The 24,623-nt window shown below is 51.1% G+C and carries 24 protein-coding genes and 1 pseudogene; 10 read left to right on the top strand and 15 right to left on the bottom strand.

Features of this window, described 5'->3' with window-relative positions; translation table 11 throughout:
• Window positions 1-56 precede the first annotated feature (56 nt).
• Window positions 57-251: pseudogene (locus Q8K39_RS24260) on the top strand (helix-turn-helix domain-containing protein); the annotation flags it as partial.
• Between the two features lie 507 nt (window positions 252-758).
• On the opposite strand, the gene Q8K39_RS24265 reads toward Q8K39_RS24260, so the two are convergent.
• Window positions 759-1,613 (bottom strand): enoyl-CoA hydratase-related protein, encoded by an 855-nt coding sequence (locus Q8K39_RS24265; RefSeq protein ID WP_305263697.1) that lies wholly within the window; start codon window positions 1,611-1,613, stop codon window positions 759-761.
• A gap of 94 nt (window positions 1,614-1,707) precedes the next feature.
• On the opposite strand from Q8K39_RS24265, the gene Q8K39_RS24270 reads away from it, so the two are divergent.
• The 3 genes from Q8K39_RS24270 (at window position 1,708) to Q8K39_RS24280 (ending at window position 4,268) form a co-directional block, all read left to right on the top strand.
• The gene (locus Q8K39_RS24270) at window positions 1,708-2,706 is read left to right on the top strand and encodes a nitronate monooxygenase family protein (protein WP_186955888.1); all 999 of its coding nucleotides are present in this window, start codon (window positions 1,708-1,710) and stop codon (window positions 2,704-2,706) included.
• Between the two features lie 33 nt (window positions 2,707-2,739).
• On the top strand, window positions 2,740-3,042 hold the full coding sequence (locus Q8K39_RS24275; RefSeq protein ID WP_186955887.1) for a DUF1330 domain-containing protein: 303 nt from the start codon (window positions 2,740-2,742) through the stop codon (window positions 3,040-3,042).
• 122 nt (window positions 3,043-3,164) lie between these two features.
• A complete protein-coding gene (locus Q8K39_RS24280; protein ID WP_305263698.1) occupies window positions 3,165-4,268 on the top strand; it encodes a carbonic anhydrase in 1,104 nt (367 codons plus the stop codon).
• On the opposite strand, the gene Q8K39_RS24285 is transcribed toward Q8K39_RS24280, so the two are convergent.
• The 12 genes from Q8K39_RS24285 to Q8K39_RS24340 form a co-directional block, all read right to left on the bottom strand.
• Entirely contained in the window at window positions 4,265-4,444 is a 180-nt protein-coding gene (locus tag Q8K39_RS24285) for a hypothetical protein (RefSeq protein WP_305263699.1), read from the bottom strand. The genes Q8K39_RS24280 and Q8K39_RS24285 overlap by 4 nt on opposite strands.
• 18 nt (window positions 4,445-4,462) lie before the next feature.
• Window positions 4,463-4,729, bottom strand: coding sequence for a hypothetical protein (locus Q8K39_RS24290; protein ID WP_305263700.1), 267 nt, complete (start codon window positions 4,727-4,729; stop codon window positions 4,463-4,465).
• Window positions 4,730-4,801: 72 nt separating this feature from the next.
• Window positions 4,802-5,260, bottom strand: a complete 459-nt coding sequence (locus tag Q8K39_RS24295; protein WP_305263701.1) for a cache domain-containing protein — start codon at window positions 5,258-5,260, stop codon at window positions 4,802-4,804.
• 147 nt (window positions 5,261-5,407) lie between these two features.
• Window positions 5,408-7,666, bottom strand: a complete 2,259-nt coding sequence (locus tag Q8K39_RS24300) for a xanthine dehydrogenase family protein molybdopterin-binding subunit (RefSeq protein WP_305263702.1) — start codon at window positions 7,664-7,666, stop codon at window positions 5,408-5,410.
• Between the two features lie 11 nt (window positions 7,667-7,677).
• Window positions 7,678-8,136 carry a (2Fe-2S)-binding protein gene (locus tag Q8K39_RS24305; RefSeq protein WP_186955882.1) on the bottom strand — a complete coding sequence of 153 codons (459 nt, stop codon included), beginning with the start codon at window positions 8,134-8,136 and terminating at the stop codon, window positions 7,678-7,680.
• A 214-nt stretch (window positions 8,137-8,350) separates the two neighbouring features.
• A complete protein-coding gene (locus tag Q8K39_RS24310) occupies window positions 8,351-9,598 on the bottom strand; it encodes a phenylacetate--CoA ligase family protein (RefSeq protein ID WP_186955881.1) in 1,248 nt (415 codons plus the stop codon).
• A gap of 65 nt (window positions 9,599-9,663) precedes the next feature.
• On the bottom strand, window positions 9,664-10,515 hold the full coding sequence (locus tag Q8K39_RS24315) for an ABC transporter ATP-binding protein (protein ID WP_305263703.1): 852 nt from the start codon (window positions 10,513-10,515) through the stop codon (window positions 9,664-9,666).
• Between the two features lie 73 nt (window positions 10,516-10,588).
• Complete coding sequence (locus tag Q8K39_RS24320) at window positions 10,589-11,890, bottom strand: ABC transporter substrate-binding protein (protein ID WP_305263704.1); 1,302 nt, start codon at window positions 11,888-11,890, stop codon at window positions 10,589-10,591.
• Window positions 11,891-12,010: 120 nt separating this feature from the next.
• Window positions 12,011-13,069, bottom strand: a complete 1,059-nt coding sequence (locus tag Q8K39_RS24325) for a branched-chain amino acid ABC transporter permease (RefSeq protein WP_305263705.1) — start codon at window positions 13,067-13,069, stop codon at window positions 12,011-12,013.
• A gap of 172 nt (window positions 13,070-13,241) precedes the next feature.
• On the bottom strand, window positions 13,242-14,138 hold the full coding sequence (locus Q8K39_RS24330; protein WP_186955977.1) for a branched-chain amino acid ABC transporter permease: 897 nt from the start codon (window positions 14,136-14,138) through the stop codon (window positions 13,242-13,244).
• 168 nt (window positions 14,139-14,306) lie between these two features.
• On the bottom strand, window positions 14,307-15,095 hold the full coding sequence (locus Q8K39_RS24335) for an ABC transporter ATP-binding protein (protein WP_186955877.1): 789 nt from the start codon (window positions 15,093-15,095) through the stop codon (window positions 14,307-14,309).
• 11 nt (window positions 15,096-15,106) lie between these two features.
• The gene (locus Q8K39_RS24340) at window positions 15,107-17,059 is read right to left on the bottom strand and encodes a long-chain fatty acid--CoA ligase (protein ID WP_305263706.1); all 1,953 of its coding nucleotides are present in this window, start codon (window positions 17,057-17,059) and stop codon (window positions 15,107-15,109) included.
• A gap of 291 nt (window positions 17,060-17,350) precedes the next feature.
• Between Q8K39_RS24340 and Q8K39_RS24345 the strand changes: the two genes are divergently transcribed.
• Together Q8K39_RS24345 and Q8K39_RS24350 are read left to right on the top strand one after the other, a co-directional pair.
• A complete protein-coding gene (locus Q8K39_RS24345; protein WP_232063132.1) occupies window positions 17,351-18,040 on the top strand; it encodes a Crp/Fnr family transcriptional regulator in 690 nt (229 codons plus the stop codon).
• A gap of 3 nt (window positions 18,041-18,043) precedes the next feature.
• Window positions 18,044-18,874, top strand: coding sequence for a Rossmann-like and DUF2520 domain-containing protein (locus Q8K39_RS24350; RefSeq protein WP_305263707.1), 831 nt, complete (start codon window positions 18,044-18,046; stop codon window positions 18,872-18,874).
• On the opposite strand, the gene Q8K39_RS24355 is transcribed toward Q8K39_RS24350, so the two are convergent.
• Window positions 18,859-20,319, bottom strand: a complete 1,461-nt coding sequence (locus Q8K39_RS24355) for a sensor domain-containing diguanylate cyclase (protein ID WP_305263708.1) — start codon at window positions 20,317-20,319, stop codon at window positions 18,859-18,861. The two genes, Q8K39_RS24350 and Q8K39_RS24355, sit on opposite strands and share 16 nt — an antisense overlap.
• 252 nt (window positions 20,320-20,571) lie before the next feature.
• Window positions 20,572-21,126 (bottom strand): glycine zipper 2TM domain-containing protein, encoded by a 555-nt coding sequence (locus Q8K39_RS24360; RefSeq protein ID WP_305263709.1) that lies wholly within the window; start codon window positions 21,124-21,126, stop codon window positions 20,572-20,574.
• Between the two features lie 278 nt (window positions 21,127-21,404).
• Between Q8K39_RS24360 and Q8K39_RS24365 the strand changes: the two genes are divergently transcribed.
• The 4 genes from Q8K39_RS24365 (at window position 21,405) to gshA (ending at window position 24,602) form a co-directional block, all read left to right on the top strand.
• Complete coding sequence (locus Q8K39_RS24365) at window positions 21,405-21,794, top strand: MAPEG family protein (RefSeq protein ID WP_305263710.1); 390 nt, start codon at window positions 21,405-21,407, stop codon at window positions 21,792-21,794.
• A complete protein-coding gene (locus Q8K39_RS24370; protein ID WP_305263711.1) occupies window positions 21,791-22,825 on the top strand; it encodes an AI-2E family transporter in 1,035 nt (344 codons plus the stop codon). The genes Q8K39_RS24365 and Q8K39_RS24370 overlap by 4 nt, the downstream gene beginning before the upstream one ends.
• 42 nt (window positions 22,826-22,867) lie before the next feature.
• Window positions 22,868-23,170, top strand: coding sequence for an antibiotic biosynthesis monooxygenase (locus Q8K39_RS24375; protein WP_305263712.1), 303 nt, complete (start codon window positions 22,868-22,870; stop codon window positions 23,168-23,170).
• 133 nt (window positions 23,171-23,303) lie between these two features.
• On the top strand, window positions 23,304-24,602 hold the full coding sequence (gene gshA, locus Q8K39_RS24380) for a glutamate--cysteine ligase (protein ID WP_186955868.1): 1,299 nt from the start codon (window positions 23,304-23,306) through the stop codon (window positions 24,600-24,602).
• Window positions 24,603-24,623 lie beyond the last annotated feature (21 nt).

Raw genomic sequence — 24,623 nt, forward strand, 5'->3', positions numbered from 1 at the left:
CCCCCCTCGCAATAGCAACCCACAGAAAAATTCGTTGCCTTTGACATTGTAGCCAGCAAGTTGTATTGGACAAAACATCGGTGTCGTATGTGCAGGATTTGCGTATAGAAAAGGCGGTGCATTTGTTGAAGACTTCCAACCATAATGTGGAGCAGATTGCGGGGTTGGTGGGGTATGCGGATGGGTTGAGTTTGCGGACTTTGTTGAGGAGGAGATTGGGGAAGGGGATATGGGAGATTAGGGTAGGGTGAGTGGGGGCTGCTCGTATCGACGATACGCAACGAGCTTAAGACTCTTTGATTTTCGACTAATCTTAGTTACGTCATCCCACCGGGCTGGCGCTCCAGCGTGCTTTTGGCTGGAATCCACCGGGCTGGCGCTCCAGTGACGTTCGTAGTCTGTCTTGTTGCTTGTTGAATGCCGTACTTTGAATAAAACGATTTCCCTTCATGGGTACAAGCCGGGTCTCGGCCCGGCAGCCGAAATTCTTTCTTTGCGTCGCCAAAGAAAGAATTCAAAGAAATGCGACCCAGGCGTAGTCGCCCCCTAAAGGGGGTTCCCGTTTGTGCAGTACAAAAAATGGGAAATGCCCGAAACTCGCTACGCTCAGACAACGGTCATTTCTTAGTCCATTTTCTGTACTGCACAAACGGCGGCTACACATGGGAACTGCGAAAGTCAAAAACAACGTCAACGCGACCACCAACCATATATCTTGATATCGGTTTGACCGTCGATTGGAGAGAGATGACTACTATTTACTTCAAATGATAGACCGCCTCGGAAAACGAACTAACCGGCGCCAGATCCGCATACTCAGTCGGTCTGCCTTGCTGTTTCGCCATGAAAGCCTCCATCAGGTTACTGCTTTGCCAGATGCCTGATTGCAACCAGCCCATTTGTTGCAGGGCGTCGTGGGTGCTGTGGTCGCGGGCGTAGTGGATGGCTTGTTTGCTGCCCCAGATCGCGACTGGGGGTTTTTCGGCGATTTCTGTGGCCATTTGCTGGGCGGCGGCCAGCATGTTTTCCTGGGTATCAAATACTTCGTTAAGCAGGCCAACAGCGAGGGCACGTTGTGCTGGCAGGCGGCGGCCGGTGTAGGCCATTTCGTGGACTATGCCTTCAGGGATGAGTTTGGGCAGGCGTTGCAGGGTGCCCAGGTCAGCGGTCATGCCTATGTTGATTTCCTGTATGCAGAAAAAGGCATCGCTGCTGGCCAGGCGTATGTCGCTGGCACAGATCATATCGACACCGCCACCTATGCAACCACCGTGTATGGCGGTAATGACTGGCATGCGCAGGGATTCGATCAGGTTGAAGGCATGGTGCATGTCTTTCAGTGCCAGGGCAATATTGGCGCGGCCAACGGCGCTGGCATCGTCGAGGGTGATGCCCCCACCGGCAAACACATCCAACGCCATGCCAGCAGTGAAATGTTTGCCGGTAGAAGAAATGATGAGCACACGAGCATTCGCCTGGTTTTGCAGGTTTTGCAAAATCTCTGTCAGTTCACGAAAAAACACCGGTTGCATGGTATTCAGCGTGGCTGGGCGGTTCAGGCGCAGGTGAGCGATTTTATTACTGATACTGAAGTCAAAACATTGATAAGTCATGGTGTCTCCGCAGGAATTTTATTAGCACGGTAAAATCATACTGGATATATACGCTGTCCGAGGCGTATGTGCTTACACTTAGAGGATACCGACTATGGCTCTCGACTCACCCGCATCAAGTTCAGTTTCACGCTTGCCATCAGCTTTGCAACACCTTAGCCTGCCTGTCATTGGCTCTCCTTTGTTTATTGCCAGTGGCCCCAGACTGGTGGCAGCGCAATGCAAGGCGGGCATCGTCGGTTCTTTCCCTGCCCTGAATGCCAGACCAGCAGAGTTGCTGGATGTATGGCTGACAGAACTGCAGGCCGAGCTGGCAGCGCACCAGGAAGCACATCCTGATGCGGTAATAGGGCCGATTGCTGTCAACCAGATCGTCCATCAGTCGAATGACCGGCTGGCACATGATGTCGAGGTGTGCGTCAAACATCAGATACCCATCATCATTTCTTCGCTCCGTGCGCCACCACCAGAAATGCTGGATGCGATACACAGCTATGGCGGCATAGTCATGCATGATGTGATTTCGATACGCCATGCGCAAAAGGCGCTGGAAGCCGGAGTCGATGGCCTGATTCTGGTGGCAGCCGGTGCTGGCGGGCATGCGGGTGGCCTGTCGCCGTTTGCCCTGGTCGGTGAAGTACGGCGCTTCTTTGATGGCCCGATTGCCTTGTCGGGTTCTATCGCAACGGGTGATGCAGTGCTGGCTGCGCAAGCTATGGGTGCCGATTTTGCTTACATAGGCTCACGCTGGCTCGCTACGGTTGAATCAAACGTGGATGACGCTTATCGACAGGCCATCCTCGATTCAGCTGCGGCAGATATCGTCTATACCAATCTGTTCACCGGTGTGCATGGCAATTATCTCAAGAAATCCATCATCGCGGCAGGACTGGACCCGGACAATCTGCCGGTGGCTGACAAGAGCCAGATGAACTTTGGCTCTGGCGGCGGTAGCAAGGCCAAGGCCTGGCGTGATATCTGGGGCGCGGGTCAGGGCGTGGGCTTGATGGATGATGTGTTGACCGTGGCGGAAGTGGTAGCACGTTTGAAATCTGAATATGCTGCCGCTAAAGCGCGTGTGTTGTCATTGTAACTAATTTTCAAATAACTACTTATCAGGAATATCATGAGTAAAGCTTATGTCGTTGCAGAAATCCAGGTCACTAACGCAGATGCTTATGCTGATTACCGGCCATTGGCCACAGCCAGCGTGGCTCAATATGGCGGGCAGTTTTTGGTACGAGGTGGTACACGGGTGCAAAAAGAGGGCAGGGATGATGCGCATAATGAAGGCTGGCGTTCTGTCATCGTCGAATTCCCCAGCCTGCAACAGGCGCAGCACTGGTATGACTCGGTCGAATATGCCAAGGCCATGGAAATTCGTCATGCCAATTCTATTGGCCGTTTGTTCATTGTTGAGGGCGTGTAAGCTAAGCTAGCGATAGCGTGAGGGCGAAAAAACCACAAATTGCTCTCAGGATTCAAGTTTGCAAAGAGACTTGCCGTAACTAGGGTATCTCTCTGCAAACTCAATCCCAAATTCAATTCATTATGCGCCGCTCTCTCGCCTTGCTGCTCCCCATGCTGTTGGCCTTGTCCGCTCAGGCGAACGACCCACCACCATCCAAACCCATTAAACCAGCATCGGCGAAAGAAGAATCTTCCAGTCCGGCTTCTGCATCAGCCAAAGAAGAACGCAAGTCATCATCCAAGGAAAGCAAAGACAGCAAGGAATCAGCCAAGGAAGCCGCTATCCGCGCCAAGGAAGCACTGGCTGCCGATGAACTGGCAGCTCGCATCGCTGAACGCCTGAGCGTCATCCGCAAGGAAAAAGACGAAGCAGCCGCGCGCAGTGTGCCTAGACCTGTAGTGCGGCCCTCGTATGCGCCAGCTGTGCGCAGGCCAGAAGCCGCCAAACCCAAAAATGATCATGGTACCAACAGTGCCGCAGCAGCAGGCGGGCAGGCGGCCAGCCATGCCAATATCCACTGGAGCTATAAAGGCGAAGGCGGACCTTTAAACTGGGGCAAGCTCAATGCGGCCAATGCCAAGTGCGATATCGGTGAAAGGCAGTCTCCTATCGATATCCGTGATGGTATCAGGGTGGACTTGGACCCGATCGCTTTTGATTACAAGCCCAGCCGTTTCTCTGTGATTGACAATGGTCACACCATACAAGTCAATATCGGTGCTGGCAACTATATCAATGTGATGGGTATTAATTATGAGCTGGTGCAATTTCATTTTCACAAGCCGTCTGAAGAACGGGTAAACGGCAAGAGCTTTGAAATGGTTGCCCATCTGGTACACAAGGATGCTGATGGCAAACTGGCCGTGGTGGCCGTGTTAATTGAGCGCGGCAAGTCACATAGCCTTGTGCAGCAGGTCTGGAATAATCTTCCACTGGAAAAGAATGATCCGGTACAGGCCTTGACGACCATGGACATGAGCGACATCCTGCCCGTCAAACGTGATTACTATACCTATATGGGTTCGCTGACGACACCACCTTGCAGTGAAGGGGTATTGTGGCTGGTCATGAAAGAGCCAGTAGAAATTTCACCAGACCAGTTGGCGATATTCAGCCGTCTGTATCCCATGAATGCGCGACCCATACAAAAGAATTCTGGTCGTTTGATCAAGGAATCAAATTAAGCGGTAACAAGCATCAATAGACGATGATATGAGGCCGGCCAGTCCGGCCTCAATTCTTTGCGTACCACCAGTTTCAAGCCTGACCATATATCGCTGACAGCACAGACCTTGATATCGACGTAACCCAGGGGCAGGGCGACTTCCCTGATCGTATCTTCAGTGATGTCGGTAGCCACTTTCGAGGCTTTCTTGGGCTAGGATACCCAGATTGCGGCATCACTTCTCAAGCTTGCTTTACAGTTCAGCAATTCTTTGACGAGGACAGCTTTCTTGTCGGTGAACAGGTGGACGATATCTGTCGCAGGCGTAGTCTTCTTGTAAAATACCACCGCAGCTTGCAAGTCGGCCAGCAAATCCAGATAGTTTTCAGGCGCATGCCTGGCGCAAACATGGCTGTCAGCTTGTATCCCCAGTTTCTTTGCCAGTGGTGTACGGCAATAGCCAGTGGATGTAAGGTTCATCGTAAGAAAAAATCAAAAAGCAGTACCTGTGCAGATACTGCTTTACATCAATCAGATGAGCTTGAACAGCATTTACTTATAGATACCACAGCCAACGACGACATCATCAGATTTCTCAAAATAGGTGGATTTTAATTCTATGGCTTTGGTAGTTGGGTTAGGCCATTTGTAATCTATCCAGCCTTTTCCCTTGCTCTTTGCGGTTGCCAGGAGTTCTTCAATAAAGGCTTTGTTATCGACATCTCTCAGCGTACTGATATTTTTCCCCAAGAGCTTGGGATTGGCACCATGGGCCAGGGTCTTGCCACTCATGTCGAGTACAAAAATATACAGGTCACGGTCACTGAAACTGCCTTTGGGATTATTAAATTCAGGGTAAGCTGCATCTGCTCCCTTGGATTTAATATGGGCGATGGCTTTTTTCACCATGGCTTCTGCTTCTTGTGCCGTACCATGGTCTGCAGCGAATACGCTCTGGCTGACAAAAATGCTGAATAGACTCAGTGTCAGGAATTTAATGAAACTACGCATGATAAGTCTCCTGTATTGTGGGATACCAAATTCCAGCAGTTCATCAAACTCCAGGAATCTGATATCTCACAACATACTACTATCTGCGCTTCATTTCCATGTTTCTTGTATGTCAGTAATGATGCTTCGCGTTGCTTATGTGAGTTTTTATGTAAGTTTATAAGGCAGCTCACGCCAGCGCTTGCCACTGACTCTGGCGATAGCATTCGCAAAAGCCGGTGCCAGTGCTGGCAAACCAGGCTCACCCATGCCGGTAGGGGCATCTGCACTAGGGACGATATGCACGGTAACCTGTGGCATATCGGTAATGCGTGGCACCACAAAATCACCAAAATTACTTTGTTCGACTACACCGTCCTTGAGTGTGATAGCTGCACCTGGCAGGCACATGGAGAGACCCATTAGTGCCGCACCCTGTACCTGGGCTTCTACACTCCTGGGGTTGACAGCCAGGTTGCAATGCACACCCGCAGTGACCTTGTGCAGCTTGGGCTGGCCATTTTTCATGGATGCTTCGACCACATAAGCGACCACGGACGAGAATGATTCATGCACTGCGACACCATAGGCGCGGCCAGCTGGCAGTTTCTTTTTGCCATAGCCAGACTTTTCAACCGCCAGTTGCAAAGCTGCTTTATGTCGTGGATGTTTGTCACCCATGAGCTTCAGGCGGTAAGCCACCGGGTCTTGCTTGGTGGTCTGGGCAATTTCATCAAGCAGGGTTTCCATGACAAACGCAGTATGGGTAGAACCCACGCTGCGCCACCACAAGACCGGGACATTGATCTTGGGATGATGGACAGACAGACGCATCGGCATTTGATACGGTTCTTTCATGCCTTCCACTGCTGTGATGTCCACACCATCCTTGACCATCATGGATTCAAACGGCGTACCACCGACGATTGACTGGCCGACGATGACGTGGTCCCAACCCAGGATATTACCTTGGGCATCAAAACCGATTTCGGCCTTGTGCAGATGCATGGGGCGATAATAACCACCCTTGACATCATCTTCACGGCTCCACAAAGTGCGTATCGGCGCATCCAGACCCGCTGTTTGCGCTGCCTTGGCGACATTGCAGGCTTCCACCACATAATCACTGGTGGCGATCGCACGGCGGCCAAAGCCACCACCCGCATACTGAGTATGCACTGCGATATTTTCCGGTTTCAAACCCAGGGTCTTGGAAGCCGCAAAGCCATCGAGGCCAGGCATTTGCGTGCCCACCCACAATTCTGCCTTGTCGCCCTTGATGGCAACCGTGCAGTTCAGTGGTTCCATAGGGGTATGTGCCAGATAGGGGAAAACAAATTCGGCATTCAGCTTATGTGGCGCCGTCGCTATTTTTGAGACGTCATCATTAAACTTCAGCGCTCCCTGTTTCTTGGCCAGTTCCTTGTAGCTCGCCAGCATCTTGGTGGAATCAATTTTTTCCACGCCATCGGTATCCCATTCCAGCTTCAGTACATCGCGGGCTTGCTTGGCTGGCCAATAACCGGTAGCGATAATCGCCACGCCCTCGCCACCGCGGTCTACCGGTACACGCAAGACTGCCTTCACACCCTTGATGGCTTTTGCCGCCGCGTCGTCAATAGTCTTGACCTTGGCACCAAATACTGGTGGTCGCGCCACTACGGCAGTCAGCATGCCGGGCAGGTGGACATCGATACCAAAATCCTGCGTACCTGTGGATTTGGCTTTGGCATCCAGCCGGCCTGTGGGTTTGCCTATCAGGCGGAAGTTTTTTGGATCTTTCAACGTCACTTTTTCTGGTACTGGTAATTTCATGGCAGCATCTGCCAGCTCGCCATAGCCCAGCTTCTTGCCGCCGGGGCCGATGACATGCCCATTCTCAGTACGCAGGCTGGAGGGATCAACTTTCCATTGTTCTGCTGCTGCCTGTACCAGCATGGCACGGGTGCGGGCACCCAGTTCACGGTATTGGGTATACGAATGGGCGATGGAGTTCGAGCCACCCGTCAGGTGCATGCCAAATGCGGGGTCAACATAGGCTGGGTGGTTACTGCCATTTACGCTTTTGACCTTGGACCAGTCGGCGTCCAGTTCTTCTGCCAGTATCATGGGCAGGCCGGTTTGCACACCTTGGCCAAATTCCAGGCGGTTGATGGTCACAGTGACCGTGCCATCCTTGGCGATCTGTACGAAAGCGCCCGGTTGCTCAGTCGGCTTCAGGCCTGCAGGGGCTTTGGCGGCAGCATCCTGCGCTGATGCCAGCATGGGATAGCACCCCAGGGAAAAACCGCTGGCCGTTGCCATTTTCAAAAAGCTGCGGCGACTGAGGCCAGCAGATGTTGCTTCCGGTGTAGTGGATTGCAAGAGTGTTTGCAAATGAGATTGCAGATGGCGCGGCAGTTCTATCAAACGATCTTCAAAATGCATGTCTATTCTCCTCAGGCCAGAGTGGATGCAGCATCATGGATGGCAGCACGGATGCGCACATAGGTGCCACAGCGGCAGATATTGCCTGCCATGGCACTATCAATATCTGCATCGCTAGGCTTCTTGTTGGTTTTCAGCAATGCTGTCGCACTCATGATCTGCCCACTCTGACAGTAACCGCATTGCGCGACGTCATGCTTGATCCAGGCAGCTTGCACAGCCTTGCCGACCTTGTCCTGGCTCATGGCCTCGATCGTGGTGATTTTTTGGCCTGCAACGGCAGAAATCGGCGTGACGCAAGAGCGTATTGCCTGGCCATTCAAATGCACAGTACAGGCACCACACAATGCCGCACCGCAGCCAAACTTGGTGCCAGTCAGGCCCAGGGAATCACGCAGCGCCCATAGCACGGGCGTGGATGGGTCAGCATCTACCTGGTGTTCTTTGCTATTGATATTCAGTGCAGTCATGGAATAGTTCTCCATCCGGTGAGGTGGTTGCAAGGGCGGAACAGGAAAAAACGGGGAAAACAGGCTGGACAAGTCTGGAAAACAGACTCATCCATATTTGGTTTACTTAACTACTATAGAATATTTTTAGCGTTTGGGTGCAATAGACGAAAAAACCACGGGAAAGCTGTCTTTTCCGTGGCATTTTTGCTGTTCCAGAGTCAGTGGCGTGGCTTTATTCGTATTTGCGGGCGTCGTCTATAACCTTGCCATCATTAGCCAGGCTGCCTGGTGCAACAAACTGCACGTCACCACGCAATTTGGTGACGTCTCGCAGGCTATCGATGATGGCAGCTTGCAACACAGGGTTGACCGCCGCAGTTTCACAATGCAGGCTCATGACATCATTTGCCATTTCACCAGTCACCACCAGCCTGGCCTTGCTGATTTCAGGGTGACGCTTGACGACCTCTGCAACTTGCGAAGGATGGACAAACATACCCTTGACCTTGGTGGTTTGATCCGCCCGCCCCATCCAGCCCTTGATGCGCTGGTTCGTACGGCCACATGGTGAAATGCCCGGCAGTATCGCTGACATGTCACCCGTACCAAAACGTATCAAGGGATAGTCAGGATTAAAGGAAGTGATGACAACTTCGCCAACTTCACCTTCCGCCACCAGGTCACCTGTGCCAGGACGGACGATCTCCAGTATCAAATCTTCATCCAGTATCATGCCGGGATTGATCTGGCCATCGCTCATGCTCTCATAGGCGATATTGCCTATGTCGGCAGACGCATAGATTTGCAATACATGGGCAACACCATGCTCTTGCAGCCATTTGCGCAAGGACGGTGGCAGGGCTTCTGCACCGACGATGGCGCGCTGTACGCTGGAAATATCGGCACCCATGTCCAGCGCTTTTTCCAGGATGATTTTCAAGAAACTCGGTGTGCCTATGTAGGCGTCAGGCCGCAATTCTGCCATGGCCTGTACCTGCATTTCCGTTTGCCCTATACCAGCCGGGATGACTGCGCAACCTATGCGGGCGGCGGCACTTTCCACCATGAATGCGGCAGGTGTGAAATGGTAGGAAAAACAGTTTTGCAGCAGATGACCAGCACGCAGGCCAACTGCATGCATGGGGCGGGCAAAGCGCCACCAGTCCTGGCCGCGTCCCTCGGGGTCAAAGATGGGGCCAGGCGACATGAAGATATGGCCCATTTGGCGCACAGGCGTAGTATTGAGGCCACCAAAGGGCGGCAAGGCTTTTTGCAAATCCTTGAGATCGGATTTGCGTGTCACCGGCAATTGCGCCAGCGCGCTGCGGCTCTTGATGTCATGCGCAGCCACTCCCTGCAATATCCTGCCCCAGCCTTCTGCAGTTTGGGCGTGGGCAATCAATTGCGGCAGCTTGTTCATCAGCGCTTGTTCGCGGCTTTGTGGATTGCGGGTTTCCAGGGCGTCCAGATAGTCACTCATGAGCATGCTCTATAGTGGGTTGATTTGTGTGCATCTCAAAATGATGGATAGCGATGAGTGATGGCTCAAGCCAGCCAGCGTTTGCGCCTTCTATAAAACTTCATATCCTTGAAACTCTTGCGGCCTGCGCCTGAAACACCAAGATAAAATTCCTTGACGTCTTCATTGCTGCTGAGGTCTTTGGCCTCGCCTTCCATGACGACCCTGCCGTTTTCCAGGATGTAGCCAAAGTCTGCATAGCGAAGGGCGACATTGGTATTTTGCTCGGCCAGCAGGAAGGATACTTTCTCTTCGATGTTCAAGCTTTTGACGATTTCAAAAATCTCTTCGACTAGTTGTGGTGCGATACCCATCGATGGTTCATCAAGCAAAATCATCGATGGCTTTGCCATCAGGGCGCGGCCTATCGCGCACATCTGCTGTTCACCACCCGAGGTGTAGCCAGCTTGCGAATTACGACGCTCACGGAGGCGCGGGAAGTAGTGATAGACCTTTTCCAGCTCTGCCTTGAGTTCACTGCGTGAAAGGCTGCGCGTGTAGGCACCCGTCAACAGATTTTCTTCTACAGTCAGATGTGCAAAACAATGGCGGCCTTCCATGACTTGCGACAGCCCACGTTTGACCAGTTCATTTGGCGTCAGGTGATCAACACGCTGCCCGCGGAAAGTAATATCGCCCTTGGTGATATCGCCGCGCTCGTTTCTCAGTAACGTCGATATCGCCTTCAGCGTGGTTGATTTGCCCGCGCCATTGGCACCCAGCAAGGCAACGATTTTTCCTTGTGGCACTTGCAGGGAAATACCCTTCAACACCAGGATCACGTGATCGTAGATGACTTCGATATTGTTGACACTGAGATAGGCGATGTCGGTAGTTGCTACCGCTGCCGTTTCTGCCGTGATGCTATGAACGCTCATGATCTTGATCTGCAATGATTTGTACAAAAGGGGCGGAGGCACAGGCCTGCCTCCGCTAGTTGCTGCTTATCGCTTATTTCAAACAGGCAGGCGTGATTTTTTTCTCCGCTGCATATTTGTTTGAAGATTCTTCCAGCATAGCGCGCGTCAGAGCCTTGTCACCAGTGACCCAGTTAGGCGTGATGGCTTTCCATTTGTCGCCTGTCCATTGTTGCACCTTGACAGCGCCGGAACCTTCATGATCTTCACAAGAAGTTTTCACAGGCGGGAACATGCCCATCGCGCCCAAAGCTTTTTGGCGGGCTTCATCCACGTTCAGGTTTTCAAAGCCCCAGCGGATTTGCTCGGAAGTCATGAGCTTGCCCTTGCCGAATTTCTCTTGTGCTTTCAGGATGGCTTCGGTCCACAAGATGGCAGCAGTCACACCACGCATGTGATACACAGAACCGATGCGGGATTTGTCACCCAGATTACCCTTGCCAGCGGCATATACCTTGCTGCGAATCTCATCCAGAACAGGGTAATTGCCTGGTGTGTTGAAAGTCATCGCGGTATAGCCTTTTGCTGCATCGCCAGCCGGGATCGCATCTTCTTCTGAACCTGCCCACCAGACACCCAGCATTTTTTCGCGAGAATAACCATTGCGCTGCGCGGTCTTGATAGCCACCGCATTCATGACACCCCAGCCCCACAGGATCACATAGTCAGGATTGGCCTGGCGGATTTGCAGCCATTGCGATTGTTGTTCATTACCAGGATGAGCAACCGGGATCTTGATGAGCTCGAATCCGTATTGCTTGGCTTGTGCCTCAAATACCGGGATAGGTTCTTTCCCGAAAGCAGAATCATGGTACAGATGGACGATCTTCTTGCCCTTGAGCTTGTCCAGGCCACCGGATTTATCACCCAGGTATTTGGTCATCGCCGCAGCCTGGTTCCAGTAGCTGGTGATCAGTGGGAAGACATAAGGGAAGACCTTGCCATTGGCCGCATCAGAACGGCCATAACCCAGCGTCGTCAAAGGAATCTTGTCTTCAGCGACACGATCGAGAATACCGTAGGCGATACCGGTAGATAATGGCTCTATCAGCGATGCGCCACCCTGGTTTTTCTTCAGGCGTTCATAACACTCTACACCGCGCGAAGCATTGTATTCTGTCTCGCATTCTTCCCAGGAAATCTTGATCCCATTCAAGCCGCCTTTGGCATTCACCAGATTGAAGTAATCGATGGCACCACCGTAAAAGCCTGAACCGCCAGCCGCATAGGGGCCGACGCGATAAGACAGGACGGGAATGAATTGATCATTCGCCTGGGCTGCATTGACGGCGCCCAGGATTGCCGAAGCCATGAGCAGGGATTTAAGCAGTTTCATATTGTCTCCTAGTGGTTTTGGATGGGTATTGCCTGATGCTTTTCTACCTTTTTTGTCAAAGGCGAAGCATCTTTATTATGAACTCTCTTTTACTTTTGATACTAGTCTTGTTATTGCCACTCAATGCGGGAAAGGCCAGAGTCGCAATTTTTCCTTGGTGATTTGCCACAATCTTGCCAGGCCATGTGGTTCAACGATGAGGAAGAATATAATCAAGGCGCCAAATACCATGAGTTCCAGGTTCGATGCCACGTTGGTCGGCAAGGACAGACCATGGGCAATCAGGTTCAGCACGATGGGCAACAGGATGATAAAAGCCGAACCCAGGAAAGAACCGAGTATGGAACCGACACCACCAATGATGATCATGAACAGGATGCGGAAAGACAGATCAAGGTTATAGGCTTCTGGCTCTACCGTACCCAGATAGGCATAGGCATACAGGGCACCGGCAATGCCGCAGTAAAACGAGGACACCGCAAAGGCCAGTAATTTTGTGCGCATCAGGCGAAAACCTATTACTTCTGCCGCTACGTCCATGTCTCGCACAGCCATCCATGAGCGGCCTACGTTTGATCTCACCATATTCTTGGCCAGCAATGCCATGACGCAAACTACGGTCAGTGTCAGTAAATACTTTTTGACTGGAGTATTGATACTCAGACCCATGATCACCATTTCTTGCGCAGTGATGACGCCGGAAGAACTGTAGTTGGTGAACCACTGTATCTTGGTCAGGCACCACACCACGAAAAATTGGGTTGCCAGCGTCGCTGCTGCCAGGTAAAAACCACGTATGCGCAGCGAGGGCAAACCAAAGGCGATACCCACCATGGCTGCCGACAAACCACCCAGTACAAAGGCCAGCAAGACAGGGATGCCGGGGATGCGCAATACAAAATTGTAGGAAGCAAAAGCACCTACTGCCATGAATGCTGCTGAACCCAGCGACAATTGTCCGGCATATCCAGTCAGGATATTCAAGCCCAGTGCTGCCAGGGAAAATATCAGGAAGGGAATGAAGATGGCTGAAAACGCATAATCGGTTGCCAGCCCCGGTACGGCAACAAATGCCGCGATCAGGACGATGGCAATACCGATACGGTCTTGTCGTATCGGGAATATCTGGTTATCTGCCTGATAGCTTGTTTTAAACTGACCTGCTTCACGGTAGAACATGGTGTTCCTCTACTCTGCTAATTACGTTTGATTATTAGGACTTACGCTAAACCGCCCCAGCTGCGTTGCAGCTCCTGCATTTAGCAAGATTCGGTACTAAAGTACTGTCTTCGTCGCTACGCCTTGCTGGGACAATTTTGCGTAAGTCCTTATTGGGCTGACCTGCGGGATATCAAATCCTGCGTATGATTTTTTCACCAAACAAACCTTCGGGCCTGACCAGCAGGAACAGCAGTGCCAGCACATATGGGAACCAGCCCTCTATGCCACCACCCACCAATGGGCCTATATACACTTCTGCCAGTTTTTCAGATGCACCGATAATCAGGCCTCCAACAATCGCGCCAGGTACAGAAGTGAAACCGCCCAGTATCAATACCGGCAAGGCTTTCAAGGCGACGAAGGTCAGTGCAAACTGCACACCATTACGTGCACCCCAGAGCAGGCCAGCGACCAGGGCGACGAAGCCAGCCACCGCCCAGACTATGCCCCATATCTGTTGCAGCGGAATTCCAACAGCCAGCGCCGCCTGATGATCATCTGCTACCGCACGCAAGGCACGGCCTATCTTGGTTTTGGAAAACAGCAGAGCCAGGCCAGTCACCAGCAGTGCACAAATCAAGGCAGCAATTACATCGAATTGCGACACAAGAATATTGAATTTTTCCATCAAATATTCTATGGGTACATCGTCGATAGGCAGTGTCAGTTTGTGTGGTTGCGAACCCCACAGCAACTGCGCCAGACCTTCGATAAAAAAGGTCAGTCCGATGGTGGCCATGAACAAGGTGATCTCAGGCTGGTTAACCAGCGGGCGCAATACTACCCGCTCGATTGCCAGGCCCAGTGCCACCATCACCAGCATGGTCAGCGGTATCGCCAGCCACAGGGACATTTCAAATTTCTCGGTCAGGCCTACGCAGGTCAGGGCTGCAAAAAACACCATCGCACCTTGCGCAAAATTGAAGACACCCGAAGCCTTGTAAATCAGCACGAAACCCAGCGCTACCAGCGCATACATGACACCGGACAACAAGCCACCGATAAACACTTCAAAGAAAAAACTGATATTCATTTCTAGCTCTCAGCTTACGTTAAGCAAACACTTAAGACCTCTCAACACAGAGACACGGAGACACAGAGGAAAAACATGAGAACTTCTCACATTCAATTTTTGATTTTCTCTGTGCTTTTCTCGGTGTCTCTGTGCCTCTGTGGTTAATGGTTTTAAAATTCTCTAATGCGCCACACCAAGGTAAGCATTAATCACTTCCTGATTCGCCAGCACCTCGGCAGGCGTACCGTCACCGATTTTCTTGCCGTAATCGAGCACGACCACGCGGTCAGAAATATCCATCACCACGCCCATATCATGTTCAATCAAAACGATGGTGGTGCCCAGCTGGTCATTGACATCGAGGATGAAGCGGCTCATGTCCTGTTTTTCTTCCACGTTCATGCCAGCCATGGGTTCATCCAGCAATAAAATCTCAGGCTCGGCTGCCAGTGCCCGGCCCAGTTCCACGCGCTTTTGCAAACCGTAGGAAAGACGGCCTACCGGTATTTTGCGTATGTGCTGGATTTCCAGGAAGTCGATAATTTCTTCCACCTTTTCACGGTGGGCGATTTCTTCTTTTTGTGCGGGCCCCCAGTACAAAGCCTGCATGAGGAAATTGCTTTTCATTTTCAGGTTGCGACCCGTCATGATGTTGTCGAGTACGCTCATGCCTTTGAACAGGGCGATGTTCTGGAAAGTACGGGCAATACCGCTTTTTGCGGCAGCATAGGTATTCATGTCCTTGCGATGCTGTCCACGGTAGGTGATATCGCCTTGCTGTGGACGATATACACCATTGATGACATTCAGCATCGAACTCTTACCCGCACCGTTAGGGCCTATGATGGCGCGTATTTCATGTTCTCTGACGTTGAAGGAAATATTCGTCAGGGCTTTGACACCCCCAAAAGCGAGCGAGATGTTTTGCAAGTCCAGGATGACTTCACCGATTTTTCTGTTATCTGCCATTTATATATTCCTTATGCAGCCAGCTTTTGGGCAGAAAATGTTTTGACATCGCTGATATGCAAATCGGCACTGACCTTGCCCTGGCGGCCATCCTCAAACTTGACCAGGGTCTCTATGAATTGCGAACGCTTGTCTGAATACAGGGCTTCTATCAACACGGCATATTTTTCGGCAATGAACTTGCGCCTGACCTTGCGGGTACGGGTCAGCTCATCATCATCGGGGTCCAGTTCTTTGTGCAGCACCAGGAAGCGGTGTATCTGTGTACCTGCCATCAAGTCTTCACTGGCAAGGTCTGCATTCACTTTTTCTATGCACGACAGTATCAGTTGATAAGTCTCGGCCTTGGCCGCCAGATCGGTGTAGCCAGAATAAGCAACGCCGCGTCTTTCTGACCAGTTGCCGACAGCTTCCATATCGATATTGATGAAGGCACACACGGTGTCGCGTTCATGGCCAAAGGCCACGGCTTCCTTGATGAAGGGGAAGAACTTGAGTTTGTTTTCTATGTAGTTAGGCGCGAAGATATGTCCCTGGTTCATCTTGCCTACATCGGCTGCCCGGTCGATGATTTTGAGGTGACCATCCTGGTCAAATATGCCCGCATCACCGGTATGGAAGTAACCTTGCTCATCCATGACTTCTGCCGTTGCATCAGGGCGCTTGTAGTAGCCCGTCAGCATGGCATCTGACCTGACCAGCACTTCCCCATTTGGAGCGAGTTTGACTTCAACGCCAGGTGCCGCTTCGCCTACACTGTCAAACTTGATTTTCCCATCGGGCTGCAGGCAGACATAGGCGCAGGTTTCGGTCGATCCATATAATTGCTTGAGGTTGACACCGATGGAACGATAGAAGCGGAACAGGTCCGGGCCGATCGCGGCACCAGCCGTGTAGGCAACACGCACGCGTGACAGACCCAGTACGTTTTTCAGCGGTCCATAAATCAGCAGATTGCCTAGTGCATATTGCAACCTGTCCATGCCGCTGACGGCTTTGCCGTCAAGGATGTCAGAACCAACACGGCGCGCCAGTTCCATGAAATGGGCAAACAGTTTGCGTTTGATGCTGCCCGCATCTTCCATGCGTATCATGACTGTTGTCAGCATGTTTTCAAACACGCGCGGTGGGGCGAAATAATATGTGGGACCAACTTCACGTAAATCCGTCAGGACGGTTTCACTGGATTCTGGGCAATTCACGGTAAACCCAGCGGCCATGGCCTGGGCAAACGAAAATAAATGGTCGCCCACCCATGCCATGGGCAGGTAAGACAGGATATCCTCGTCTGCAGTGAGTTCGTCAAATTCCATGCCGCCCATTGCCGCTGTCATGAAAGAGCGGTGAGACTGGCAAACTCCCTTGGGCTTGCCGGTGGTGCCTGAAGTGTACAGCATGACAGCAGTGTCGTCAGGTTGACCCAGTTCTACTTCTCTCATGAAAAAATCAGGATGGGTCATATCGAAAGCACGGCCCAGTTCCTGCAAGGCGGCATAGGAAGTCAGTTCAGGCTGGTGATAATGGCGCATGCCACGGTCATCATCAAAGGCGATATGTTGTATGCCAGCATACTGTTGCTTGATCTCCAGCAGCTTATCAACTTGCTCCTGATCTTCGACGACGGCAAAGACAATTTCGGCATTTTCCAGCACATAGGCCATGTCGGCAGCCGGTGCGTCCTGATATAAAGGTACAGGTATGCCCCCCAGGCATTGAGCCGCAGCCATGGCCCAGTACAGGCGTGGGCGGTTGTCGCCTATGATGGCCAGATTCATGCCGCGCTTGAAGCCCTGTGCAGCCAGGCCACAGGCAAGGGCGCGCACCTCTGCATTGACTTGCTGCCAGTTCCAGGTTTGCCAGATACCCAGGTCTTTTTCACGGAAGGCCGGATGTTGCGGCCGTGTTTTTCCGTGCTGCAATAACAACCTGGGAAAAGTCGAATTCGCTGCTTCTTTTTGATTCATGTCTCCACCAGCCTATTGTTTTAGGGCTTACTTCATGTGAGTGTCCTGATGCGTCCTTACTGCTTGCTTACGATATCCAGGCAGGGGGACTTTTACGGTAGGTATTGTAGTGGCATGCTGAAATGAGTCGCCTTTGAGTGCCTGCAGTCTTCGCTGCAATCGGCAACTCGCTTACAATGTCTCCGTAATTCTTTTTGTTGAAGCGATAGTAGACCCTTCAGGGGCCAGTGGTTGTCATTCGACTGACAATCTGAAAAAATGAAGCAATTATCTGTGGTGCGTTGCACAAATATGACAAAGAAAATCAGCGACCCTAAAGAACGATTTGCCAAGTCCATGTGGGCCAGCATGCTCGCACCTGAGCACATGCAAAAGCTGGAAGAAGAAGTCGTCGAGCGTTTCATTCCCGCAGGCGGTTACGTATGCCGCAAAGGTGATCCGGTGGAGCACTGGATGGGCGTTATTGAAGGCTTCCTGAAGATGAGCAGTATTTCGCCCGATGGCAAGACGGTGACCTTCAGTTGCATGCTTGCGGGTGGCTGGTTTGGTGAAGGCTCGCTATTGAAGACCGAGCCGCGCCGTTATGACGTGGTGGCCCTGCGGGATACCCGTGTCGCTTATATGCCACGTGCTACATTCACCTACTTGCTGGATAACAGTATCCCGTTTAACCGCTTTCTCTTGCATCAGTTGAACGAGCGACTGGGCTTGTTCATATCCCTGGTTGAGTATGATCGCATGCTGGACCCCGACACCCGTGTCGCCCGTTGTCTGGCAGCCATGTTCAATCCCTATCTGAATCCTGGTAGCAGCATGCAAATCCAGATATCGCAAGAAGAAATAGGTTACATCTCCAGTGTATCGCGCCAACGTGCCAACCAGGCTTTGCAATTGCTGGAAAAGAAAAACTTGCTGAGCGTGGACTATGGCGGCATCACTATCCTTGATCTTGACGGTTTGCGCCGCTTCCCTGAAGAGTGAAGTATGAAGACCCTGAATATCATCGGTGCCGGTAAAGTTGGCAAGGTGCTGGGAAAAAATTTCCAGCGCCAGCAGCAGTTTGCCATACAGCAGGTGTTGAATCGTACGCCGGCTAGTGCCAGCAATGCTGTGGCCTGGGTTGGAGCAGGGCAGGCAGTGAATGGCATCTCGCAATTGCAGCCCGCCGATGTCACCATGTTGAGCGTCAGTGACGACCAGATTGCCAGCATCTGCCAGCAACTGGCAGATGCTGGCTTACTGAAAGTGGGCAGCGTCATTTTTCATTGTAGTGGTGCCAAGGAATCGACAGAGTTGCGAGCCGCCAGATTGGCAGGCGCAGTTGTTGCCAGTGTCCATCCAGTGCGTAGTTTTGCCAATGTTGATCTGTTGGCTGAGCAATTTGCTGGCACTATTTGCAGCGTGGAGGGTGATGAGGCCGCACTTACATTATTAGTGCCTGCCTTGCAAGCCATAGGAGCAGAAACCGTGATCATCAATGCTGACAATAAACTGCTGTATCACGCCGGTTCTGTATTTGCCAGCAATTATCTGGTGACCCTGATGGACGTTGCCCTGCGTACTTATCAGGCGGCGGGCATACCTGCAGAGATTGCGCAAAAGATGGCTGCGCCATTGGCAAGGCAGACGCTGGAAAATGTCTTTAACCTGGGAACACAAGCCGCATTGACAGGGCCGATTGCCCGTGGCGACATGCAGACAGTCGCCTTACAGCAAACCAGGCTCAACGACTGGGATCAGCAGGCAGGGGACTTGTATCAGGCATTTACGCAGCCGACCATAGACCTGGCGGCTCTCCATCACTCAGAAAAATAAACGCTGTTACGGCCATTTTCCTTGGCTTGATACATTGCCAGGTCGGCACGCTCAAATACGCTGGCTTCACTTTCCTTGTCCTTGCATTCAGCAACACCCATGCTGACGGTGATCGACAATCGGGTGCGCGTCAGGTCGGTAGTGCGAGAGAAGTCATTGTTGGCAATGGTATTGCGCAGGTTTTCGGCGATCGAGGTGGCTTTTTCCAGCGTGCAGTTTTTCAACAAGATCAGGAATTCTTCGCCACCCCAGCGGCAAATGATGTCGCTTTCACGCAGTGAACGTTTGGAGATCAGGGCGATTTCCTTGAGCACATGGTCGCCCACCAGATGGCCTTGCTTGTCGTTGACTTTCTTGAAGAAATCGATATCCAGCAAGACGACACACATGGGCTGGCGCGAGCGTTCGCTATCGAGCAGGGCTTGCTGGAAAACGAAATCAAAAGCCTGGCGGTTCAGCAAATTGGTCAGGGTGTCGGTAGAGGCTGATTTTTCAAGCCGCTTTTGATAGCGTCTGACTGTCAGCAATAAAATCGTCAGTATGATCAGGGTAATGCCTGCACTGATGGCGATATTGATGAAGAAGATATTTTGCAAAGGCTTGATCTCTGCCCCCATTTCCTGCTCTACCAGTAGATGCCAGCCCAGTTCAGGGATGAAGCGTGCATTCACGAGTATGGTTTCATTCCCGTTCTTGTATTCGAGGTGCTGGGATTCGCTTTTGCGATTGGCCAGGATTTGCGGCGCCAGACTGCCCAGACCCGGCAAAGTACTCAGGTTGTTGCGTATCTTTTTCATATTATTGCCAGCCAGGGCAATATTACCCTTTTGGTCAACAAAAAAGATATTCCTGTGAAAACGCGTTTGATAACTGTCTATCAGGGTTTTCATGGTGTCCAGCGTCATGCCTATCCCAGTGGCGCCGATGAATTTGCCGGAGTAATCGAGTATGCGGTAGTTGATAAAGATGGTCATGGTGTCGCGGTTGGCCATGTCAGCATCAACATTGGTTTCATACTCGCTTTTGAGACCGCGGACGCGGAAGAACCATTGATCACGTGGTTCCGTATTGCTGATGGTTTTCAGGACGCCATCGGCATGATAATAATTATGGCTTTGGTCTGACACCATGAAGCTGGAAATCGCATTGTTTTTTTGCTTGATTTCCTTCAGGTACTTGATGATCTGGTCTTTGTCCTCTTCGCCATTGATGATCCAGTCACGCAAAAAAGTGTCATGTGCCATTTGCGAAGACACAAAGACCGGGCGCAAAATGTCCTTTTGAATTTCAGAATAAACGTTGTCACCAGTGATGGGCAGGGTTTGCTCGGAGATGCCTTGTTGTATGGCATCACGGGAAACCACAAAAGATGCCACGGTCGTGGAAACAAAACCTGCAATCAGGATCAGGGATAGCCAGACCAGCAGACCGTATTTTTTTAACATTTTTTGCATGAATGATAGACGGAGCATGAGCGTGAGGTTTGCCGCAAGATAATACTATAAACCCATACCAATTCTGGTCAATTTCTAGGCAAACTACTGTGTCTTGCTCAGGTTTTGAGCACAATCAGGCGATATTCACGTAGTTTTATGCGGAGAGCAGTCTTTTGAAGATTTGTTGTTATTTTAATTAACAGACGGGAATAAGAAAATGCCGCTATACGCGGCATTTAAGAGATTAGCTGAAATGAGGTCTTAAGGGCGTGGCGTCAAAGACACATGGATACGCAGGCGTGAGCCAGGGTTATATGGCATGACCGAAGTATAAGTTCGGTTATGGTACTCATATGTCACAGCATAGCCATTGGTACGGCTTTCCCAGCTATCGATATTACGGCACTGACGCACAGGGCGGCTTTCATAGGAGGGCTGGTCATTATAATGATTGCCGTTATTGCCATTGTTTTCAACGCGATCACCAACGATTGCGCCAGTTACAGCACCTACGGCAGCGGCGGCGATACGACCATTGCCGCCACCGACCTGGCTACCCAGCAAACCACCAGCCAGGCCACCTATGAGGGCACCGCCATTGCTGCGTTCTGCCTGTTGCTGGCGTGGATAATTGCGCTGGCTGGTTTCATATTCGGTGCGGCACTCCTGGCGTGGCACATTGACCTGCTCAACTTGCGGGGTAACGCTGATGACGCGGGCATAATCATCAAAGTCGGCAGCCTGGGCTGCAGGAACAATGGCACTTGCAGAAAATGCCAGTAAGGATGCAGCCATGGAGAATTTTGTGAATGTCATTTTTTTACCTCTTTCGATTTGGATCATGTGATCAACATTGCCGTGCCTCTGAAACTGCCAAATTGACAAAAATGGGCAACTGGGTTCTGGTAATTGTCTATATGTCCTGTGATAGTCTCTTGCTAGTGTGTATATAACGCTTGGGCCTCGAAAATAGAAGACATGAAAATGTAAGTGTCTGTTTCAATGTACTTTTGGTATTGTATTCTTGTACTTTACACCATTGGCCTCATGTATAGCGCTCGCATGCCCCTCAAATACCCTCTACTGGAGAATTTATGCACTTGCAATGGACATCCTGGTTAACCCTTGCCGTACTCTGCATGTATTTCTGGAATGTAATGGTAGTAGGACGTCTGCGGGTGAAACTTCAGGTTAAGGCTCCGGTCATGGATGGGCCTCCAGAATTTTTACGGGCCATGCGGGTGCAGGCAAATACTGTAGAGCAAATGGTCTTCTTTTTTCCAGCGCTATGGTTATGCGCCATCTGGAGCGGTGATATACCGGCAGCTTTACTGGGGGTAGTATGGTTGCTTGGGCGCATTATGTATGCTTTGGCCTATCTGCAAGATGCCAGTAAGCGCTCCACAGGTTTCCTGGTTTCTACTCTGGCGGCAATAGCCTTGCTGCTGGGAGCAGTGGTAGGTTTGAGTGGGATATTGAAATGAAGACTAAATCCTTGACCAGCCTGGCCAGTCAGGCATTATCGCCATCCATCTATGCTTCTTACATCCTCATGGGCATAGCCCTGTTGATGGTGTTGAAGGCAGGCTTGCTGCTTGCCCTGTTTTCTGGCTTGCTGGTATTTTCCATCATTCATGTGCTGGCGCCAGCAATCGCCCTGCGTTTCAGGCATAAGCAACCACGCATGATCGCCGTTGTAATTTTATCAATATTATTGATAACTGGTCTGATATTGAGTGGTTGGGCCATCCATGCCTTTTTGCGTAGCGATGCCGGGAATTTGCATAGTCTGTTACAGAAACTGGCAGACATCATAGAAACTTCACGTCATCAATTACCTGAATGGGTGAGTACTAACTTGCCGGAGGATGTTGAAGCCCTCAGACTGATGATGACACACTGGCTACGTGAACATGCTGGTGAAGCCAAGCAACTGGTGCCAGAAGCAGGTCACCTGATCGTCCACTTATTGCTGGGCATGATCATAGGCGCCATGATTGCCCTGAGGGATGTCAGTGGCGACAACAACCACAAGCCCTTTGCTGCCGCCATGCAACACAGAATTAGTAATCTCGGCCAGATTTTTCATAAAATCGTGTTTGCCCAAGTGCAAATATCCTTGATCAATACCGTATTTACTGCAATTTACCTGGCTGCTATCCTGCCTATGGCTGGTATACACTTGCCTTTGATTAAGACCATGATTGCCATTACCTTCCTGGCGGGTTTGATACCGGTAGCGGGCAATATTATTTCCAATACCGTTATTGTGATTGTGGCCTTGTCACAATCTCTGAATGTGGCGATTGCTTCGCTGGTATTCATGATCGTCATCCATAAAGCAGAATATTTCCTGAATGCGCGCATTATTGGTGCGCAAGTGAATGCCAGGGCTTGGGAATTGCTGACTGCTATCCTGGTCATGGAAACCCTGTTTGGCGTTCCTGGTGTGGTTGCGGCCCCGGTGTTTTATGCTTATATCAAGAAAGAGCTGCGTGACCGCGGTCTGGTTTAATGAAGCATCGCAATGAATTTTCTATCCTAAAAAGGCTTAAACATGATTCTGGAGTTAGCAGATATACGCATACAAGCTGGCAAACAAGACGAATTTGATGTTGCCATACAGCGTGGGCTTGACGAAGTGATACGCCATGCCAAGGGCTTCCTTGGTTTCAAGGTACAAAAGGGAATTGAGTCGCCAGAGCGCTATCTGCTCATGATTTACTGGGCAACTTTGGAGAACCATACAGTAGACTTTCGTGAGTCTGCAGCATTTGCCGATTGGCGCGCCATCGTCGGCCCCTATTTTGCCAGCGCCCCTGTGGTTGAACATTTTGATCTTTTAGCCAGGTCTGAGTGATTTTTTTGTATAGCTTGGGATAATTCCGACTTGATTACCGGCGTTTCATCCCAAGCTTATCAAGTCATGATTTGCCTGTGGCGCTGAGGTCGGCGTTCAATTTTGGCAACAGCTTGCTCTCCAAAAGGTCATTATGGTTCCGCATCTCGTCACCGCTCTCAACGGCCCCCTGCTCGATCTTGAAAAAAAGATATTAGAAGCGACACCTGCGATCGAACGCTGGTTTCGTCTTGAATGGCAGGAACACACTCCGCCATTTTATTGCTCAGTTGACCTGCGTAATGCCGGTTTCAAGCTGGCTCCTGTCGATACCAATTTATTCCCCGGCGGTTTTAATAACCTGGCATCAGAAATGCTGCCATTGGCGGTACAAGCAGCCATGGCGGCGATAGAAAAGTATTGCCCGGATGCTAAAAATCTCTTGGTGATCCCTGAAAGTCATACCCGCAATGTGTTTTACCTGCAAAACATTGCCCGCATGATGCAGATTTTCCGCCAGACCGGTTTGAATGTGCGCCTGGGTTCGCTGTCAGCGGATATTACTGAACCAACACCTATCGATCTGCCGGATGGCAGCCAGTTGATCCTTGAGCCATTGGAGCGCTCTGCCAATGGTCGTCGCCTGGGTTTGAAAAACTTCGACCCTTGCACCATCTTGCTCAACAATGATTTGTCGGCAGGCATACCTGCGATACTTGAAGAACTCAATGAGCAGACTTTGCTGCCGCCTCTGCATGCAGGCTGGGCTTTACGCCGCAAAAGCAATCATTTCCACGCCTATGATGAAGTGGTCAAGAAATTCGCCAAGATGGTGGATATCGACCCCTGGATGCTGAATCCTTTCTTTATCAAGTGCAAGGATGTAAATTTCCATGACCGCAGCGGTGAAGATACGCTGGTAGCGGCGGTGGACACTGTACTCGCCAAAATACGCAAAAAATACAAGGAATACGGCATCAAGGAAAAACCCTTTGTCATCGTCAAGGCCGATGCAGGGACTTATGGCATGGGCATCATGACAGTGCACGATTCCAGCGAAGTGCGTGACCTCAACCGCAAGCAGCGCAACAAGATGTCCGTCGTCAAGGATGGCATGGAAGTCAGGGATGTCATTGTGCAGGAAGGTGTCTACACCTTTGAGCAAATCAATGAATCCGTGGCTGAGCCTGTGGTGTACATGATAGACCGCTATGTGGTCGGTGGTTTTTACCGCGTGCATGAAGACCGTGGCGTCGATGAAAACCTCAACGCCCCTGGCATGCATTTCGTGCCGCTGGCCTTTGCACAGCAACATGCGGTGCCGGACATGAAGGCAAAACCGGGTACGGCAGCGCCAAATCGTTTTTACATGTATGGTGTAGTTGCGCGTCTGGCTTTGCTGGCGGCATCACTGGAGCTGGAAAAAACTGATCCTAATCCTGAGGTTTATTGAACTCCATTGATTTCTATTTAG

It is taken from the genome of Undibacterium sp. (assembly GCF_030683615.1).
Classification (GTDB): Bacteria; Pseudomonadota; Gammaproteobacteria; order Burkholderiales; family Burkholderiaceae_D; genus Undibacterium; species Undibacterium umbellatum.